The sequence below is a fragment of the Vibrio profundi genome, assembly GCF_005281835.1.
In the GTDB taxonomy this organism is placed as follows: domain Bacteria; phylum Pseudomonadota; class Gammaproteobacteria; order Enterobacterales; family Vibrionaceae; genus Vibrio; species Vibrio profundi.
The window spans coordinates 1-17,634 of record NZ_RZIS01000015.1; the positions used below are offsets into that span (position 1 = coordinate 1).

At 44.2% G+C, this 17,634-nt stretch carries 13 protein-coding genes; 10 read left to right on the forward strand and 3 right to left on the reverse strand.

Annotation, left to right across the window (positions count from 1 at the left end; all coding sequences use genetic code 11):
* Window positions 1-317 precede the first annotated feature (317 nt).
* The gene (locus ELZ11_RS22390; protein ID WP_137359608.1) at window positions 318-2,651 is read left to right on the forward strand and encodes a hypothetical protein; all 2,334 of its coding nucleotides are present in this window, start codon (window positions 318-320) and stop codon (window positions 2,649-2,651) included.
* Between the two features lie 147 nt (window positions 2,652-2,798).
* Here ELZ11_RS22390 and ELZ11_RS22395 read toward each other — a convergent pair whose 3' ends face one another.
* Together ELZ11_RS22395 and ELZ11_RS22400 are read right to left on the reverse strand one after the other, a co-directional pair.
* Window positions 2,799-4,706: a bifunctional metallophosphatase/5'-nucleotidase gene (locus ELZ11_RS22395; RefSeq protein ID WP_137359609.1), complete on the reverse strand. Its 1,908-nt coding sequence runs from the start codon at window positions 4,704-4,706 to the stop codon at window positions 2,799-2,801.
* Between the two features lie 264 nt (window positions 4,707-4,970).
* Window positions 4,971-7,049, reverse strand: a complete 2,079-nt coding sequence (locus ELZ11_RS22400) for a bifunctional diguanylate cyclase/phosphodiesterase (RefSeq protein ID WP_244291709.1) — start codon at window positions 7,047-7,049, stop codon at window positions 4,971-4,973.
* A gap of 284 nt (window positions 7,050-7,333) precedes the next feature.
* Here ELZ11_RS22400 and ELZ11_RS22405 point away from each other — a divergent pair, with 284 nt between their 5' ends.
* The 8 genes from ELZ11_RS22405 (at window position 7,334) to ELZ11_RS22440 (ending at window position 15,065) form a co-directional block, all read left to right on the forward strand.
* On the forward strand, window positions 7,334-7,807 hold the full coding sequence (locus tag ELZ11_RS22405; protein WP_137359611.1) for a PaaI family thioesterase: 474 nt from the start codon (window positions 7,334-7,336) through the stop codon (window positions 7,805-7,807).
* 642 nt (window positions 7,808-8,449) lie between these two features.
* Complete coding sequence (locus ELZ11_RS22410) at window positions 8,450-10,429, forward strand: methyl-accepting chemotaxis protein (RefSeq protein WP_137359612.1); 1,980 nt, start codon at window positions 8,450-8,452, stop codon at window positions 10,427-10,429.
* A gap of 545 nt (window positions 10,430-10,974) precedes the next feature.
* Window positions 10,975-11,361, forward strand: coding sequence for a DUF2170 family protein (locus ELZ11_RS22415; protein ID WP_137359613.1), 387 nt, complete (start codon window positions 10,975-10,977; stop codon window positions 11,359-11,361).
* Window positions 11,362-11,373: 12 nt separating this feature from the next.
* A complete protein-coding gene (locus ELZ11_RS22420) occupies window positions 11,374-12,060 on the forward strand; it encodes a PspA/IM30 family protein (RefSeq protein WP_137359614.1) in 687 nt (228 codons plus the stop codon).
* A 112-nt stretch (window positions 12,061-12,172) separates the two neighbouring features.
* Entirely contained in the window at window positions 12,173-12,808 is a 636-nt protein-coding gene (locus ELZ11_RS22425; protein ID WP_137359615.1) for a YjfK family protein, read from the forward strand.
* A gap of 39 nt (window positions 12,809-12,847) precedes the next feature.
* Window positions 12,848-13,264: a DUF350 domain-containing protein gene (locus tag ELZ11_RS22430; RefSeq protein WP_137359616.1), complete on the forward strand. Its 417-nt coding sequence runs from the start codon at window positions 12,848-12,850 to the stop codon at window positions 13,262-13,264.
* 8 nt (window positions 13,265-13,272) lie between these two features.
* Window positions 13,273-13,884 carry a DUF1190 family protein gene (locus ELZ11_RS22435; protein WP_137359617.1) on the forward strand — a complete coding sequence of 204 codons (612 nt, stop codon included), beginning with the start codon at window positions 13,273-13,275 and terminating at the stop codon, window positions 13,882-13,884.
* Window positions 13,884-15,065 (forward strand): glutathionylspermidine synthase family protein, encoded by a 1,182-nt coding sequence (locus ELZ11_RS22440; RefSeq protein WP_137359618.1) that lies wholly within the window; start codon window positions 13,884-13,886, stop codon window positions 15,063-15,065. Before ELZ11_RS22435 ends, ELZ11_RS22440 begins: the two co-directional genes overlap by 1 nt.
* Before the next feature lie 39 nt (window positions 15,066-15,104).
* Here ELZ11_RS22440 and ELZ11_RS22445 read toward each other — a convergent pair whose 3' ends face one another.
* Window positions 15,105-16,049, reverse strand: coding sequence for a LysR substrate-binding domain-containing protein (locus ELZ11_RS22445; RefSeq protein WP_137359619.1), 945 nt, complete (start codon window positions 16,047-16,049; stop codon window positions 15,105-15,107).
* Between the two features lie 141 nt (window positions 16,050-16,190).
* Between ELZ11_RS22445 and ELZ11_RS22450 the strand changes: the two genes are divergently transcribed.
* Complete coding sequence (locus tag ELZ11_RS22450; protein WP_137359620.1) at window positions 16,191-17,624, forward strand: Mur ligase family protein; 1,434 nt, start codon at window positions 16,191-16,193, stop codon at window positions 17,622-17,624.
* The last annotated feature ends 10 nt before the right edge of the window (window positions 17,625-17,634 follow it).

A 17,634-nucleotide genomic window follows, 5' to 3' on the forward strand; every position in this document is an offset into this window, starting at 1 on the left:
TTCACGGAGAGTCGTGAAGTCATTCGCTTTAAGGTTAGTCGAGCTTGTTTGTTTCCGCTGTCTCGTTTTGTTGGAGCCAGTATAGGGGTTTATGGAAAATTGATAATCCCACCAAAATGAAAATGATCTTTACGTATTTGTAATAATAAGTCTAAAGACAGTCAGCTGTTGTACGTGCCCTGCGTGTTACATGAAAAGTTATGCTGTTGATTCAATTCTCATTATATTGAAATGAAAATCATTCAATAGTTCAAATAATTTATAAAATTCATGTGTTATAAAAATCCATCGATAATTTGAATGGATCTGTTAAGTGAATGTTTAAAAAGAATTTACTCACAATGTCGGTTGCTGTAACGCTTGCGGCATGTGGTGGCTCAGGAGATGGCGACTCGTCCAGTTCGGCATCAGATAGCGTGTCACTTACTGCTTTCGATGGATATTTAAAAAATGCATTAATGTTTGTCGACCTAAATGACGATGGTGTTTTTAACGCCAACGACGACACCTTACTTGGTTTGACCGATGAAAATGGCCAGGTCAATGTAGGCTCTACCAAGCCAAGTGGTACGCTTGCGATTCAAACTTTAGTACTAGGTGAGGCGGCTCAATCGTATCTCGCGTCTATCGATTCTAAATACGAGCATGTATTTACTGTCGATATGGATAGGCCATCGCAGCCGCTAGATAGCGAGTTTGTACTTCGTAGCCCTAATTCATCCAATACCATTTCACCTTTGTCAGATCTTGTGTACTCAGAAATGAGCGCAGGAACGACACAAAATCCAATTACTGAAGAGCAAGCGCTGACGTCGATTCGCAATGCACTTGGCCTAAATACCGATGCCGATTTGTATAAAGACTTTGTCTCTGGCGAAGGTGCGGATGCTACGTTACATAAAATTGCGCAGATCTTAACAGCTTCTAAAGTTGCGAATCCTTCGAGTTATGGCCAAAAAGCCAAAGAGTTTGCTCAAGATGCTAAGCAAGCTGTGGATGGCATGACCGATGAGCAAAAGCGCGACCCGAACTTCAGAGCGCCCGTGAATGGCGATCCGACAGATGTGGAAACGCCTTCTTACCAAACTTATGTCGACGAAACCATTTCACAGCAGGTGCAGCAACAGTTTGATCAACTCGCCTTGAGTTATGGGCAAACGTCAGCTAAGCCAGTCACCTTCTTCTCCATCGATATTACAGAGCTGTTTAAAGATAATGATTTAGATTCCATTGATACGAATCTGCTTTCGCTCAATACCGCTATTAACTCCTCTATCGTGGATAGCTTAGGGCAGGAAATAGGTTTAATCGCTTATATTTCGACTGGCAAGCTCAATGTCGGTATGAACTCAACGGATGCAATCAGCAAAGCAGGAGAGTTTAGGTTGAAAGTGGCTTTAGCGCCGGACTCGCAGCAGCTGAACGCGCAAGTCGCCATTTTTACATTCAGTGTTGAAGCGACCGATATTGATTTTCCTGAAGTAGACGAAAACGCTGAGCAAATTCTTCAAGCAGAAATCAATCAATGGCAGCTAGCGAAAGGCTACGATTTGGGAGAAGGTTACTCCATTGATTTGAGCTCATTGTTTACTGCCCCTAGTAATGAAACGCTAACGTATTCTTATGCTTCTAATGCCGTCAGTAACGGCATGGCATTAGAGGGAACTGGGCAAGGTGGTCTGGTGGTTAAAGGTACGCCAGCGAAATCGGCCTCGGAGGATGATTCCGACTATACCATTTTGGTGACAGCGACCACTGTTGGCAGCGCAGCGAAAGCCGTCGCGTTGAACTTACCCGATGTTCAAGATGCGGCCGTACCTTCTGACTCACTGGATCTTACGCACCTAGAAAGCAAGAAGCTGTATCGAGTGGTGACGAATAAATACGTGGACGTGACGTATTGTGAGGTGCTTAAGCTCGCCAATGGCACGATGTATCGCTTGCAAGGTGAAGTTGGGGAAAAATGCCCGTCACAAGAACCAAGCGAGATTGTAGGCCAATACTCTATGGCTGATTCTAAGCTTTATGCGTACAACGATAAGTACCCTCAGCATTCAGCGATCGGTCGCGAACTTGTGAGTAACATCTTAGATCATGAAGTGAATGATAAGCAGGTTCAGCGTTACTTAGTGAGCAATGGCCTAACCCCTGAATCTGAGTTTAACGCTATCCAATACTACGATGAGCCAATTACGGTCAATCGATTAGTCGCTAAGCTTTATTCGTATCATAGTGACTTTTATCGTGCGGTCGAATTATCCGCTCCAATCAGTGGTGAGTATCATTCACTGAACATGATACCCGTTCTTTATAGTGATAGAGCAGAGATCATCATCACTCGCTTGGGTGGAAACTTAAACTGCCAACAATTGACATCGGTATACAGTAAGTTTGAATTTGGCGAAATCACTTATGTGGATTCGGTTGCCGAGTATGCCGAGCAATTGAACGTCAATGTTGCAGATATTTGTACCTCGTTTGAATTGCCTGTGGATATTGGCAATGATTTCGTCAAGTTGTCTGTTAATCATGGTGGTCGCGATGAATACAATAAATACGCTTACGGGTTACTACCGGATCTAGAAGACGATAGTGCCCCTCAAGGGCTGCGGATATTGGAATATCGTGATTGGCGCGCCTCGAACGATTAGTAAACAAAAAGCCCACTCTAATTGCTGCATAGCGAGAGTGGGCTTTCTTCATGTGGATGTGTCGCTCATCCGTCGTATGTTCTTCCTATTTAATGACGTTTAATAGGAGTTATTACTTTGGGTCGAGGAACTTGCCAAATTAACGCACTAGTTAATTGCTGTAGCAATAGCAATGTCACGCTGGATGCGAGCTTTTTCTGCATCGGAGGTGGCGTTTGCCAATTGGCTTTGCTTGGTTGTTAGATACGACTCAAGCGCTTTAGTATTGGTGAACTTCTTATCGCTGACGTTAATCGAAGCGGTGTTGGTGTATCGGCCATCTTCACTCGTCGGAACGCTGATTTCATCGTCATTGATAAGCCCTTTTATTATCTCGCGCTCTTCGTTAAATCCTTCTAAGCCAGCCAATTTCCAGCGTTGCATCGCTTTGCCTTGGTATTGGCCTTGCTTTACTTCAGTTAGGTAGCGAATGGTCAGGTTACGAATTGTGCCATTTTCTTCACCGAACTCTTCTTTGGTATCCGATAAAACAGGGAACTCTCTGCCTTCTAAAATACCGCCTGTTTTGGTTAGGTGGCCCATGCGGTAGCTATTCATACCGATGCGAATTGGAGTGTCATTGGTGATGCTACTACCATCGGCAAACTGCAGATCTGTGATACGTTGGCCTGCTGGCTGTGTAAGGTCGATGGTGTAGGTTACGCCTGCAAAGAAATCATTGGTAGAGTATTTAGATGCGCGGCGCTCTGGGTTGAAGCTGTAAGTCACATCGCCAGGCTTAACGCTATTGAAATAACCTGCTGACCATTCCATGTAGGTTTTCAGTTCTTTGCCCGTCATTTTATAAACCGTGATTTCACCACCCGCATATTGGTAGTTGTAGGCAATGTCTTTGGCTTTGATTTCACCAACGTTTAGCTCTGCACGGTCATTATCAATTTGTAATGCAATCACGTTAGCTTTTGGCGCGTAATGCATCCCCACCTCTTGGTATAAGGCGCTGATGCCAGTGTCTTGGATGTGAACTTGAGGAATACCTTTAATCTCATTCTCAGGCACTAGGTCGACGCCACTTAGCTGTGCTACTACTCGGTTGGCATTTTCACGTAGGCGCTTATGGTAAGGCGCGTAAAGCTCCTCCATTTTCTCATCTGACTTAATGCCATCGATCTTGTAGGTAAAGCTGTCTTTGTTGACCAAAGTGTATTGGCCATTCTTTTCTTCAAACTGCAAATCGACTCGTGAAAGAGCGCGGCCATATTTATCAGGTTCTGTAACGATAACGCCATTTACCGTGACTTTGTCGATTCTGGTGTGCATGTGCCCTGCAATGATGGCATCTAATTCTGGGTTTGCGTTTGCAATGTCAGTGACACCGGTATCGGCAATATTGTTTTCGTTGTCTAGCCCCATATGCGCGACGAGCACGATAGCATCCACTTGGTCATCGATCTTCAAGATAACCTTTTTCACTTCAAGAGAAGGGTTGGTGAAAGTCATACCACCAAGTCGGTTTGTACCTTCGGCAAACACTTGGGTCATTGGCGTATCCATACCAATAACACCAATTTTGATCCCTTGTTTTTCGATGATCTTATAAGCTGGTAAGAAAGGGTTACCGTCAGGGCGTTGAATGTTGCCCGCTAAAGCTTCGCCTTGGAATTGAGTTAATGAACGGTTGAGAACCTTGAGCCCAAAATCGAACTCATGATTGCCAAGAACCCATACGTCGTAGTCCATTTCGTTGAAACCCAGCATCATTGGAGAAGTGGTTTCATCTTTAAAGGTTTCTACAAAGTTACCTTGAATGGTATCTCCGGCATCCACCAAGATCACATTATCTTGCTCGTTTCGAATCGTCTTCACTTTTGTGGCGATTTGGCTAAGGCTGCCACGCATGTTGAGCTTGTCAGCGGCATAATCCCAAGGCATGAAATGACCATGCAAATCAGACGTACCAAGAATTGTAACATCCACGATATCGCCATCAGCGGCGAAGGCGTTACCAGATAACGCAAGAAAAATGGTTGAAGCTAAAAGGTGTTTTTTTAACATGGAGTGATTACTTTTAATCGGAAAAGGAACTGCAAATAGTAAGAGTTCAGTGCCACTAAAAGTAAGAGCTATGTAGGGTTTTATGTGAAACAGAGTGACTTCAATTGCACACTTGTGAGAGGTGTCTCAATATTCGTGTTGGATAGAAAACGCAGTCTGTTATGAAGATATGTCTTTACTTTTCAGTGGCTTATTTTTCTGATTTTATTATTGGTGTGGATTATCAAATATGGGTTATTTAATAGGCACACTCAGAGCTAATGCCTAAGTGAAGTTTTCTAATTGTGCGATAGGAACGGGCTTACTAAATAAATACCCTTGCCCGTAATCGCAACCATACTGCTTGAGTAATTTGAGTTGCTCGGCGGTTTCAATACCTTCGCCAGTGACACTGATTTGCAAGGTGTGCGCCATTGAAATTAATGCCTGAACAATTTTTTGATCCGAGCGGTTGTAATCCATTTCGTTGACGAAGCTACGATCGATTTTGAGCTTGTCGACAGGCAGTCGTTTCAGCATTGCTAATGAGGAATAGCCCGTGCCGAAATCATCAATGGCGACAGACACGCCGAGCTCTTTCAGTCGGTGCAATATGTCGATTGCTTCTTCAACGTTTTCCATCAAGGTCGATTCGGTAATTTCGATTTCAAGATAACTGGCCTCGACGCCGACTTCATCGATGATTTGGCGAATGTTGTCGAGCAAGTCGACATCCGTAAACTGTCTGGGGGATAGGTTAACTGAAATGCGATAGCTTTCTGCGGTGTGCTGTTGACGCATTTTTACGACTTTGCACACCTCTCTAAAGACGCAATAGCCAATATCAATGATCTTGCCAGACTCTTCCGCAATGCCGATAAATTGGTCTGGATACAATAGGCCTTCTTTCGGCCTGTTCCAACGTATTAACGCTTCATAGCCACAGATCTTATCGTTACTGAAATCGACAATCGGCTGATAATGAAGCACGAATTGTTTATTGAGTATGGCGCTGCTTAGCCCTTCTTCGATAGAAGCTTTATGCATGGCCTTATCGCGTAACGTGCTATTGAAGAAGCAGTAATTGTTTTTGCCATCTTTCTTTGCTGCGTACATTGCCATATCGGCATTGCGAATTAAGGTTGTAACGTCCAACCCATCAGACGGGATCATTGTGATACCAATTGACGCAGACACTGAAAATTGTTTTTTGCCGAGTACAACTGGCTGAGAAATGATCTCGATGAGTTTGTTGGCGATGGCCTCTATTTCTTCAACAGTGCCGTACTCGCTGAGCAATATAGTAAATTCATCGCCGCCATGGCGCGCCACGACATCATCTTTACCCACTACTGAAGTTAAACGTTCAGAGATTTGCTTGAGTAGGTTATCGCCAGCTTCGTGTCCTAACGAATCATTGATGCGCTTGAAGTCATCGAGATCGCAATAAAGCAATGCAGCCAATTGGGTTCCGTTACTGGTTTGTTTAATCGTGTGTTTCAAATACATGTTGAGCAGTCGGCCGTTCGCAAGCCCGGTTAGGTAGTCATACAACGCGATTTGCTCTAGCTCACGAGTTTTCTGTTTAACGACTTTTTGCAATTGTTCAGGTTGGCGTAGCACAAACCACATGACCCAAGAAGAGGCAAACGCGATGGTAATACTCGCGGCATACCCGAGAAAAGAGAGCCAAGCGTGGCTGCTGTCGGGGCGACTAACGGCTAACGTCCAAGTAGCATTGGGAACATTGATGATGCTAGAGCGAGAAGGGGAGGTAAGGGTGCCTTTTGATTGGGCGATGGTTTCTGTTTGTTTGGTTTCGGGAGAGACACGTGACAATTCGTAGCGATAACCCTTAGTTTCCAGTTGAGCCAAATCGGTAGAATCGAGTAAGTCTTCTAAGAAGATTAACGCTGACGTAAAGCCCCAAAAGCGCTGTTCTAATCCTTCGCCAAGAAAAACGGGATTTCGACCTATTACTGCTATACCGCCTTGAATCAGTTCAAATGGGCCCGCTAAGGTCAGCTTATGTTGCTCGATGGCAAGCAACGCTTCATCACGACGTTTATCATCCACCAAGATATTATGACCAATGGCTCTTTCATTGCCTTCGAGAGGGTGGATTTTTTGGATGATGCCATTTGGTGCCAGCTGTAGGTTAGAGATCCCGCCAACATTTTTGAGAATCTCATCAGATATGACTTCGAAGTCTTTAATGTCGCCGCCTTGCTGGCGAACTTCTAGCGCCAGTATGTGTGTCGCCGCTAAAGATTGAGTAAGTGTTCGTTCAAACGCATTGGCTTGGGCGTTGATAATGTCGCTTAGCAGTAAGTGCTGTTGATGATCATTTAAGGTTTTACTCAAGTGTGTCCAATAGATACCAACTGACCCAATCACAATAAAGAGCGCTGCACAAATTACAAACCGACTGGGTAAATTCACTTTAGCCACCGAAACACAAAGTATTGATATATAAATATTAACAGATTTATAAATTGCCGTGATGCTTATTGAGGGAAATCCAAATAAAAGCCAAAGATTAGAATCGGTTAAGTCTTTCTATTCTTTTCATGTTGTTTAATCTCACAGCGAGTTTTATTTGTTGGGTCATACTAGATGAGGTGAACTGTGATTAAGCAAGGAGCGCTATGACTATCCCTCATATGTTTCAAGACTCTATCCCCCATAATCATTGTTATGGTTGCGGCCCTAACAATGAACATGGTTTGCAAATCAAAAGCCATTGGGAGCAAGATGATGTCTCGGTGTGTATTTTCCACCCTTCACCTCATCACTCAGCGGGTCCTACTCACTATCTAAACGGTGGGATCATTTCTACCATTATTGATTGTCACTGCGTGTGTACCGCGATCGCTAAAGGTTACCAAATGGCTGGGCGAGACATTGGCTGCGGAGAAAGTATTTGGTTCGCGACTGGTCAACTCAACGTCTCGTTTAAACAGCCTGTTGCAATAGACCAAGCTGTACTCTTGAGGGCAAGGGTAACGGAGGCAAAAGAAAATAAGATTACCCTGAGTTGTCAGTTGATGTCTGAGGGAAAAATCTGTGTTGAGAGTGAATTGGTAGCCGTAAAAGTGCCTAGTTCATGGTTCGATGAATAGTAATTTCCTCTCATTGCAGGCTGCATTTATCTGTTAAAGACGACATTGGAAAATCACGGTTAGGTATGGAAGAGAACTTAAGCTTTGGTCTTCGAAGGGCGTCGAAATTCTTAATGTGATTGACTTTTAGTCAGCTAAAGAGGCCAGTTAACTATTTGAGTTATATCAGACTAATAGCCAGAAAGGGCAAATATTAGCGAGATAATATCCGCTGAATTTAGGGCAAGCTTGCTGTTGGTTTTATAAATAGCCAAACCAAAAAAGCGTGTATTGAATACAATGCAGACGTATGGCGTTCCAGCGAGCAAACGGGCTTGATCACTATCAAAATTGTAAGGCAAGAAGATAGAAATAAAACCGCTTAGTTTGTATGGTTTATTGATAATTTAGTTTACAATACATAAGGAATTACTAATTATTACTATGCATCCTGTTCCTCATCTATAGTGTGATCGGAATCTATAAAACATTGATAAGCTTTATGGATTAGCCGTTTTAAGACAAATAAGTAAGTTTGTACTCATTTAGGGCTATTGCTAAGCCCGAGGTATGTGAATATTTTCATCACCTTGATAAGACCTTGCACTAGATAAGGACATCAACCTCTCTGAATTTACGTCATGTGCCGCTAGGAATATAACAATGAATCTATCCGAAATTTCGTTTAAGCAAAAAATCATCATCTTGCTCGCGTTACCGATTTTAGGCTTTTTATGGTTGAGTGCCTCAGCCATCTCCCAAAGTGTCTCAACCACTCAAGAAATGTCCTCTCTTAATCAGCTCACTCGTTTGTCTGTTGTCTACAGTGAACTGGTGCACGAACTGCAAAAAGAGCGCGGCATGACCGCTGGCTACCTTGGCTCTCAAGGCCAGAAGTTTGGTAGCGAGCTACAATCTCAACGTCGTGCTGCGGACGGTAAGCGCGACCAACGTACCAGTTTTTGGCAATCAAATGATATCGAGATGAGCTCGATCACTCAGCTTAATCAAGCAATCAGCCAAAGCTTAAATAATATTGACTCTATTCGTCGCCAAGTGGATTCACAGTCGATAGCACTGTCGGATGCACTGGCCTACTACACACAATTGAACGCGAAACTGCTGAGTGTGTCTGGTCTCATTGCTGACTTGAGTAGTGATTCAGAAATCACTCGTGAAACTGTCGCGTATTACAATTTTCTTCAAGGTAAAGAGCGCGCGGGTATTGAACGTGCAGTACTCAATAACACTTTCTCAAAAAATGAATTCGGCCCTGGTATGTTGGTTAAATTCATTTCTCTCGTGACCGAGCAGAATACTTACTTCAGTAACTTTAATGTATTGACTAATGACGACAATGTTCGTTTCTTTGAACAGCAGTTAAAAGATAGCTCTGTTGTTGAAGTCGAGAAGTTACGAGAGTTAGCCAAATCGAAGGCCAGTGGCTTCGATGTCGATCCTGTGTATTGGTTTGCTCAGTCTACCGGGCGAATTGTTCAGCTGACCAAAGCGGAAAAGAAAATCGCTAACTCGCTGATCGATTTAACGGAACAGAAGGCAAGCAGTGCGCAAGCGGCTATGATTTTTAGCATCGTGCTTTGCTCATTGATCACTTTGATTGCTGGCTACGTAAGCGTGAAAACCATTAGCGATTTAACTAGACGCGTGAAAAACCTGACATCTGTTATGGCTCGTGTACGTGATGGTAACGACCTTTCAGTACGAGCGTCGCATGAAGGCCCAAGTGAATTAGGCCAAATATCAGCGTCTTTAAACGCCACGTTAGAAAAGTTCTCTCAAGTGATTGATAACCTGTCGAACTCAAGTATGACGTTGGCCTCGGCCGCAGAAGAAACTTCGCAAACTTGCCAATACAATTCTAACTCGATGCTAGAGCAGCAAGACCAAATTGGCTTGATTGCGACCGCAACTGAGGAGTTATCGGCAACCGTAAACGAAGTGGCAACCAAAACTCAACAAACCGCAGAATCCGCGAAAGACGCAGATGAACAAGCGCAAGGTGGTCTAGCGACGGTTCAAAATTCTTACCAATCAATCGAAACACTGGCGACAGAAATTGATGGTTTGGCCGAGAAAATTACGCACCTTCACGAAAGCAGCAACAATATCAATAACGTGATCGATGTGATTAAGTCGGTCGCTGAACAAACGAATTTACTTGCGTTGAATGCTGCGATTGAAGCGGCTCGTGCAGGTGAACAAGGCCGAGGCTTTGCCGTTGTTGCTGATGAAGTAAGAACCCTGGCGCAACGTACTCAAGAATCGACTCTAGAGATTGAAGGCTTCATCACCTCATTGCAATCAGACGTGCAGTCAGCGTTCAATGTTATTGACAGTAGCCAGAAGAAAGCGGCCACCGCGGTAGAAGATTCTCGTGATGTAGAACAGACCCTAAAAGGGATCACGGCTGCAGTCAGTGAAATCTTTAGCATGGCAGAGCAAATTGCTACGGCAACCGAAGAACAAGCGGTCGTAACGCAAGATATCGCTCAAAACGTTATGACGGTCGAAGAAAAATCAACAGAGTCGACCACAGGCGCAACGCAAATTGCATCAACTGCAAAAGAGCAAGCTGAGCTGGCGACATCTCTGAAAAACTTAGCCAACACTTTTAAAATATAACGTTGAATAACCGCCGTTTAGATCGGCTGGCCAACGACTTTGTTCGAAACCCGTTTGCTGTAATGGCAAACGGGTTTTTTATTGTCTCGTATTGTGAAGCTCAAGTAAGCACATCGATCAGCTATGAACTAAGGTTTATATGGTTTAGATCGCCTATCGGCTATAGGCCACTTCCTTAATTTATATAGTATTGAATACGTATATTGGTTGGGTTATTTTGTCTTAAGTTTAGAATGCTGTACGGATTTTGATATCAGAAGTGTCAGTCACTCTTTTATTCGATGAGTGATAAGAGTAACTAAATGCATAATAAAATAAATGTATAATAGCTAAGTGATTGACTAGAAATAAATTAAACAGTTACTCTCTATTTATAAAATGATTCTCATTACTATTCATATGTAATGTTTAGCGTTTACTTTGGGCGCACGCAACTTATCCGTTGTGGAATGTAGTGGCAGCGTCCTAAACAGAAATTGGTATCAGTGAGGCAACTCCAAGAGCCAAGCAATTATTGATTATTAACATCAAAGGGCAGAACAACAATGAACTGGCAAATTAGTGATCTACAGGAAATCTTAGGTGAGCATCATGGTTGGAGTATTGAGGCCGCAGAACAGTCATTGGTGATCACCAATGAAGATGGCATTAATGCGTTCTTAGCTGTAGCTGGCGAACAGATCCTAGTTGAAGTACTTCTGTTTAATCAATCTGAAGTGAAAGACGTCAATGCTCTGAATGAAACGATTCTGCGCACACACAAAATGTTTCCTCTATCGACTATCGGTATTAACGATGTCAATGGCGATAGCTACTACACGGCATTTGGTTCGCTTTCATCTCAATCGAAGAAAGAAAGTGTTGTGATTGAAGTAGCGACGTTATTCCGCAATGTCGAAGCATTCATCGATCTTTACCAAGAATACCTATAAGGAACGTTTAGCATGAGCGTATGGAAAAAGTTATTTACTGCAATTAAAGGTGGCGCGAACGAAGCGGCAGAAGCGGTTGCAGACAACCAAGCACTACGAATTTTGGACCAAGAGATCCGTGAAGCGAAAGAAGAGCTTCGCCGTTCAGATGAAGCGCTAGTGAGCATTATCGCGAAACGTAAGATGTCTGAGCAAAAGGTTAATGGCTTCAATACTGGCATTGCTGAATATGAAGGTCATGCTCGCTCTGCGATGGAAAAAGGCCAGCAAGATCTTGCTCTAGAGTGTGCAACTAAAGTGGCTACGCTCCGCAATGAGCAACAAGCGGAAGAAGCTTACTTACAGCAGTTCACTCAATCTGAACAATTAATGCGTACTAATATCGCGCAAGCTAAAGACAAGCTGCGTCAGCTAGAACAGCAAGTTGATGTCGTGAAAGCGAATGAAGCGGTTCAAAAAGCGCAGGCAGCGGTATCTGCGACGAACGTTGGCGCGAATGCAAAAATGCATACAGCAGTTGAATCGTTAGATCGTATCAAACGTCGTCAAGATGAGCGCCAAGCTCAGTTTGAAGCGTCTCAAGAGTTACAAGAAGAACAATCGGGTAGCAGCCTAGACAAAAAGCTGGCGGAAGCGGGCATTGTGGGTGGCGGCACGAGTTCAGCTGAAGACGAGTTAGCGCGCATTCTTGGTAAATAAACTGACTGGTTAGATTCTTGTTAGTAGAAAGCGTAACGGCTAAGGAAGAGGTATCCCCTGACTTGGAGTTACGCTTTTTTATTGAAGGGGATCCATCGATACGGAGTGACCTATGTTTGGTTGGTTCAAAAAACAAAAAGCTGAAGAAGTCCAAAAACCAGTGGCGCCAGAAGTGCTGGGTTTACGGCTGGGCGGAGCCTTTGAGCTTGATGATTTACGGCTCAAAATCATCGAACCTAGCTTGACTATTGAAGGGGCGTCTAGAACACAAATTATCAAAGCGGTTGGTGAAGTGAAACTCGATAACCAAAGCCGCTTGGTTCGTTTTTATACGGATGACGAAGGCTATGTACAAATTCTGCAAAATGGCACCAGTGAAGCCGACATCGTAGAAGTGAAGCTTTGGTATTTCTACGAATCAAAACCGATCGATACAGATAAACAGTGGGAAGAACTGCTGGCGACAGGCGTTGTGCAACCTAGCCAAACTTTGGAAGGCAATCAGTTTGAAAAAGTGTGGGAAAACGTACGCCCTGTTCCTATGACAGAAACGACATGGGATCAATCTGGCAACATCACTAAAACTGATCAGTTCGTAATGGTCTACGAACGTGAAGCGCAAGATGACCTTTTTGAATCGCTGGTGGTGAGTGCTGAAGAAATTGTGGTGAATAACCAGCTTGAGCGCTGTGTTGTTACTAGCACTGGCATCAACTTGACCCCTACTGATTTCGCTCTGATTAGCTAATTACTATTTTTAAATCTCATCATCCATAAAGGAAGGATTATGTCTCAGTTACTCGACTCGCTTGCTGGACTTGGTGCGTTTGCACTGTATTTCGCATTATCTATTGGCCTGTTGCTGCTCTTTAAATTTGTCTACATTCGTTTCACTCCTTATGACGAGTGGAAGCTAGTGAAAGAAGAGCAAAATGTTGCGGCAGGTTTAACGCTTTCTGGTGCGTTTATCGGCTACAGCTTAGCGATTGCGAGCGCGGCTTCTAACTCTGTTAACCTGATCGATTTTGCAATCTGGGGCGTGGTGGCATTGATTGCTCAGCTAATTGCATTTGCCATTGTCCGTTTTGGTTTTATGCCAAAGCTGGTAGAACGAATTAAAGCAAATGAAATTCCAGCCGGAATCGTAATGGGCTCAATGTCTATTGCTATTGGTCTTTTGAACGCTGCTTGTATGACTTACTAGGAGGCGTGATGAAACGTAGCCAAAATGTAATTCTGCCTGAAATGCGTAAAAATTGGCGCCAGTTTAATTTGGCCCCGGTTTCGGTCGCGGTGACGACCGCAGTGCTGTCAGGCTGTAGTGACGATTCAGTGAGCACCAACATCTATGGCACCATTGATGAATGCATCAGCGATCACCCTGGTTATACGGCTGAGTGTAGAGCCGCTTATCAAGATGCTTTGGTTGAAGCTGAACGAACGTCGCCAAAATTCAAAACATTAAACGACTGTGCACATGAATTCGGTTTTAGTGGCTGTGTCGCGACGCAGCAAAACAACTGGTTCATGCCTGCAATGGCGGGCTTTATGTTTAGCCGTTTAATCGATGACCGCCGCTACTATTCGCAGCCAATGTTCACTTCGACTTACCCAAGCAGCGTGTTTTATGGGGACTGGATCTCTTCAGACGGTCGTAATTACGGTAAGACATATAAGCGCGGTAAAATTTCGGTGAGCCGTGACGATCTTAAGCCTAAGCCAGCGGTTAAACGCACCATTTCTCGTGGTGGATTTGGCTCTACGGTGTCAGCAAAATCGAGCTGGAGCAGCTCGAAGAGTTCTAGTAAGAGCTGGGGCGGTTAATGCTTCGAGTTAATTCAACACCAAGAAAAAACTGGAAGCAGCTAGCAGCCGAGTTTGGCTTCGGGTTCCACAGTATGTACGACGAACCTTATTGGGACGAAACGGCTTACTACCAGTTTACCCTGAAGCAAATTGAGGAAGACTTGGAAGAACCGACCAAAGAGATCCATGAAATGTGTCTCGATGTGGTGGATACCGTTGTTAAAGATGAGTATTGGCTCAAGCGCTTTCAAATTCCTGAGCCGATGTGGCAGAACGTTCTGGACTCATGGAAGCGTAAAGAGCCTTCTCTCTATTCTCGGATTGATCTCGCGTACGATGGTCGTGGCCCAGCGAAGTTCTATGAAAACAATGCTGATACGCCAACGTCATTGTTTGAAACGGGCTTTTGGCAATGGTTTTGGCTAGAAGACTTAGTGAAATCGGGTAAGTTAAGACGAGACTCAGACCAATTTAATTTGCTGCAAGAGTTGATGATGTCGCGCTTTCAAGAGTTGTCTCGGTTACAGCCGGGACAAACTTTGCACTTTTCTTGTTGTAAAGATACTGAAGAAGATCGTGGTACTGTGCAGTACATGCAAGATTGTGCGATTGAAGCGGGTTTAGACACCAAGTTCGTGCATATTGAAGACATCGGATTAACGAGTGATGGTGAGTTCACCGATACCGACGACAACCTGATTCGCTGGATGTTTAAGCTGTATCCTTGGGAGTTTATGTTCCAAGAAGATTACGCTCAGTACTTGGAGAGCGCGAAAGTGAACTGGCTTGAACCTATGTGGAAGTCGATTATCTCCAATAAAGCATTATTGCCTTTGTTGTGGCAAAAGTTTCCTGATCATCCTAACTTATTGGCATCCTATTTCGCTGACGATCCCAAACTCAAAACGCTGCGACAAGGCGAGTTGAAAGACCATGTCATCAAGCCATTGTTTTCCCGTGAAGGGGCGAATATTCAAGTGGTGAGGGATAATAAGTTAGTACTAGATACCGAAGGCCCTTATGGCGAAGAAGGGCATATTATCCAAGCCTTTCACCCGTTGCCTAAGTTTGGCGATAACTACACCTTAGTGGGAAGCTGGCTAATTAATGATGAGCCAGCGGGAATTTCGATTCGTGAAGACAGCTCTTTAGTCACCCAAGATATGTCTCGCTACCTTCCTCATATCATTCTTGATTAGCCCTCGCGCTGACATTACACGAGCACTGATCTTCCATTTTTAATGGGCAGTGCTCGCTCTTAACTCTCCAACCTTATTCTGGATAAGCGTCTTCACTAAAGATGACAAAAACGCAATTCTAGGATGGCTGCTATTGCGCTTTAACGTCACCATATCGATATCAAAATCGGGAATATCGATAGGGGGAGCACACAGCACTAAATCATCATCTATCAGTTCAGAGCGACCAACCATTTCGGCCATTACCGCGAGAACATTTCTCCCTGACAACATACGTCGAATGGTGAAAAAACGCGTGGTGCCGAGCACGACATTTCGATTTACCCCCATTTTTTCGAGTGTGGCATCGACTTGGCTGGTGAGGTTCTGATTGGCGGTGATGATCATTTGTGGTGTATCTAGATAAGTATCTAACGGGATCGGGAGTTGACTTTTAAGTACTCGGTTGTCGAAAGTACATAAGTGTTTTTCTCGATATAGAAATGTGGTGTCTACATGGTTAGGGAGCTGATTAAACACGCCGATACATATATCGGTATCTTGTTCTTCTAATAATTCGACACAGTTTTCGCTATCAACCGGTTTAAGTAGCACTTGGCTATGCGGAGCGACTTGCTGCAAGGTATCGAAAATCTCAGGGCCAAATATTTGTTCAGCATAGTCGCTGACTCCGATAACAAATTTGCCTTGATAATGAGCGGGCTCAAAGCGGGAAGTGGGCAGAATGTCTTGAGTGAAAATCGCTAAGATCTGTTGCACTTTCGGCGCGACTTCTTTGGCTCTAGCTGTAGGAATCATGATGTTTCCTTGGCGCTCAAACAAAGGGTCACTCAGTAGCTCTCGCAGCCTTTTTAGATTGTAACTGGTGGCTGGTTGCCCCAAATGTAACTCTTTGGAGGCGGCAGATACGCTGCCCAATCGAAACAGTGCATCGAAAGTGAGCAGTAGATTTAAGTCGATGCCGCGCCAATTTAATTCTTTCACTTTCACTCTCCAAGCTGCACATATTTGGGTTATCAAACTCACTGATAGTGTTCATTGATTTGTTCGATTTCATCGATTTACTAACTGGAAATATACTCAACTCAATCAAAAAATCCTAGTGAATCAATAGAGATAAAGCGGATGTTGAGTGAAAAATTAAAAGGGTATGTAAAGCGGCTATCACAGCTTTCAGTTAGGCAGTTTTTAACCAATAGTGAATCTATTCGACCTAACGATGTATTTGTTTGTCGTGAGGGTGCTGCTCACGACAGCCATGGCTACATCGAGAGCGCGGTGGCCAATGGCGCAATTGCCATTATCGCAACCAAGCCTGTGCAAGCCTCCGTGCCAGTGTTTGTTACTGAGAGTTACTACCAAAGCCTGTCATTGATTAAAGCGGTGTATCAATATCCTCATCATCACATTCGTCACCTTGGTGTGACGGGCACCAATGGAAAAACCACGGTCGCTCATGGCCTGAATCAAATCCTTAATCAATCCGTTTCGAGTGCTTACATTGGTACGTTAGGCGTCGAATTTGGGGATAAAAAATGGGAACTCGCCAACACCACCCCTGATGGTGTGACGTTACTTAATTTGTTTAACGAGATGGTGGAGAGTGAGGTGCAATGCAGCGTGATGGAGCTAAGTAGCCACGCGCTCGTGCAAGACCGAGCCGGTTTCGTGCCACTGGAAGTTGGTATTGTGACCAATATTGGCCGTGATCACTTAGATTATCATCGCACGTTAGATGGCTATGTTCAGGCCAAACTACAAATCATAGATCGCATTAAACCTAATGGTTTTGCGGTGATCAACTTAGATGATGCTCACGCACATGTGGCCATGGAACGGGCTAAATATCGAGTTCAAACACTCACTTTTTCTATCAATAACCCTGAAGCCGATTTATGCATTAATGACATGCAAGTCGGCCGCTTTGGTGCTCGATTTACTTTGAATTATCGAGGCCAAAGTAAGCTCGTTCGCTCGCGAATGCCTTTTCGTTTTAATGTCGAAAACTCTTTGGCAATGGCGGCTTCTCTACTGGCGCTTGGTTGGTCGTTTTCCAAAGTGGCTCAGTCATTAGAATATGTTGTGCCCCCTGATGGGCGTTCGAAATACTTTACCTTGAACAATGGCGTGGTTGCACTCGTAGACTATGCGCATAATTTTGATGGCCTAAATGCCCTATACAATGACATTGAAAGTGCGCCATCAGAGCGAGTGATCACTGTGGTGGGGGTAACCGGAGACCGAATTCGCGATGCGGCTGAAATTGGTAAATTATGCGCTCATCATTCAGATGTGGTGGTGTTTACCTCTGATAACCCTCTGGGCGAAATGCAAGAAGACATCTTTCGAGCGTTAACCTCTCAGGTCGGCGATACCCTTTGCTATGAAATATCGGATCGACAAGAAGCGATCAGCCTAGCCAAGCAATTGAGCCGTAAAGGAGACTTGATCTTAGTGTGCGGGAAAGGCACCGAAACGCATCAGCACATTACCACCAACAAAGTGGGCCGCCAGAAATACATTGGTGATGTCGCGGCTCTGTGTTTGGAGGAAGCGTAATGTTAAAGAC

Bases quoted from the DNA above. Each gene is read 5' to 3' on its own strand.
- ELZ11_RS22390 (WP_137359608.1), top strand. From the start codon at position 318: ATGTTTAAAAAGAATTTACTCACAATGTCGGTTGCTGTAACGCTTGCG.
- ELZ11_RS22395 (WP_137359609.1), bottom strand. From the start codon at position 4,706: ATGTTAAAAAAACACCTTTTAGCTTCAACCATTTTTCTTGCGTTATCT.
- ELZ11_RS22405 (WP_137359611.1), top strand. From the start codon at position 7,334: ATGACTATCCCTCATATGTTTCAAGACTCTATCCCCCATAATCATTGT.
- ELZ11_RS22410 (WP_137359612.1), top strand. From the start codon at position 8,450: ATGAATCTATCCGAAATTTCGTTTAAGCAAAAAATCATCATCTTGCTC.
- ELZ11_RS22415 (WP_137359613.1), top strand. From the start codon at position 10,975: ATGAACTGGCAAATTAGTGATCTACAGGAAATCTTAGGTGAGCATCAT.
- ELZ11_RS22420 (WP_137359614.1), top strand. From the start codon at position 11,374: ATGAGCGTATGGAAAAAGTTATTTACTGCAATTAAAGGTGGCGCGAAC.
- ELZ11_RS22425 (WP_137359615.1), top strand. From the start codon at position 12,173: ATGTTTGGTTGGTTCAAAAAACAAAAAGCTGAAGAAGTCCAAAAACCA.
- ELZ11_RS22430 (WP_137359616.1), top strand. From the start codon at position 12,848: ATGTCTCAGTTACTCGACTCGCTTGCTGGACTTGGTGCGTTTGCACTG.
- ELZ11_RS22435 (WP_137359617.1), top strand. From the start codon at position 13,273: ATGAAACGTAGCCAAAATGTAATTCTGCCTGAAATGCGTAAAAATTGG.
- ELZ11_RS22440 (WP_137359618.1), top strand. From the start codon at position 13,884: ATGCTTCGAGTTAATTCAACACCAAGAAAAAACTGGAAGCAGCTAGCA.
- ELZ11_RS22450 (WP_137359620.1), top strand. From the start codon at position 16,191: ATGTTGAGTGAAAAATTAAAAGGGTATGTAAAGCGGCTATCACAGCTT.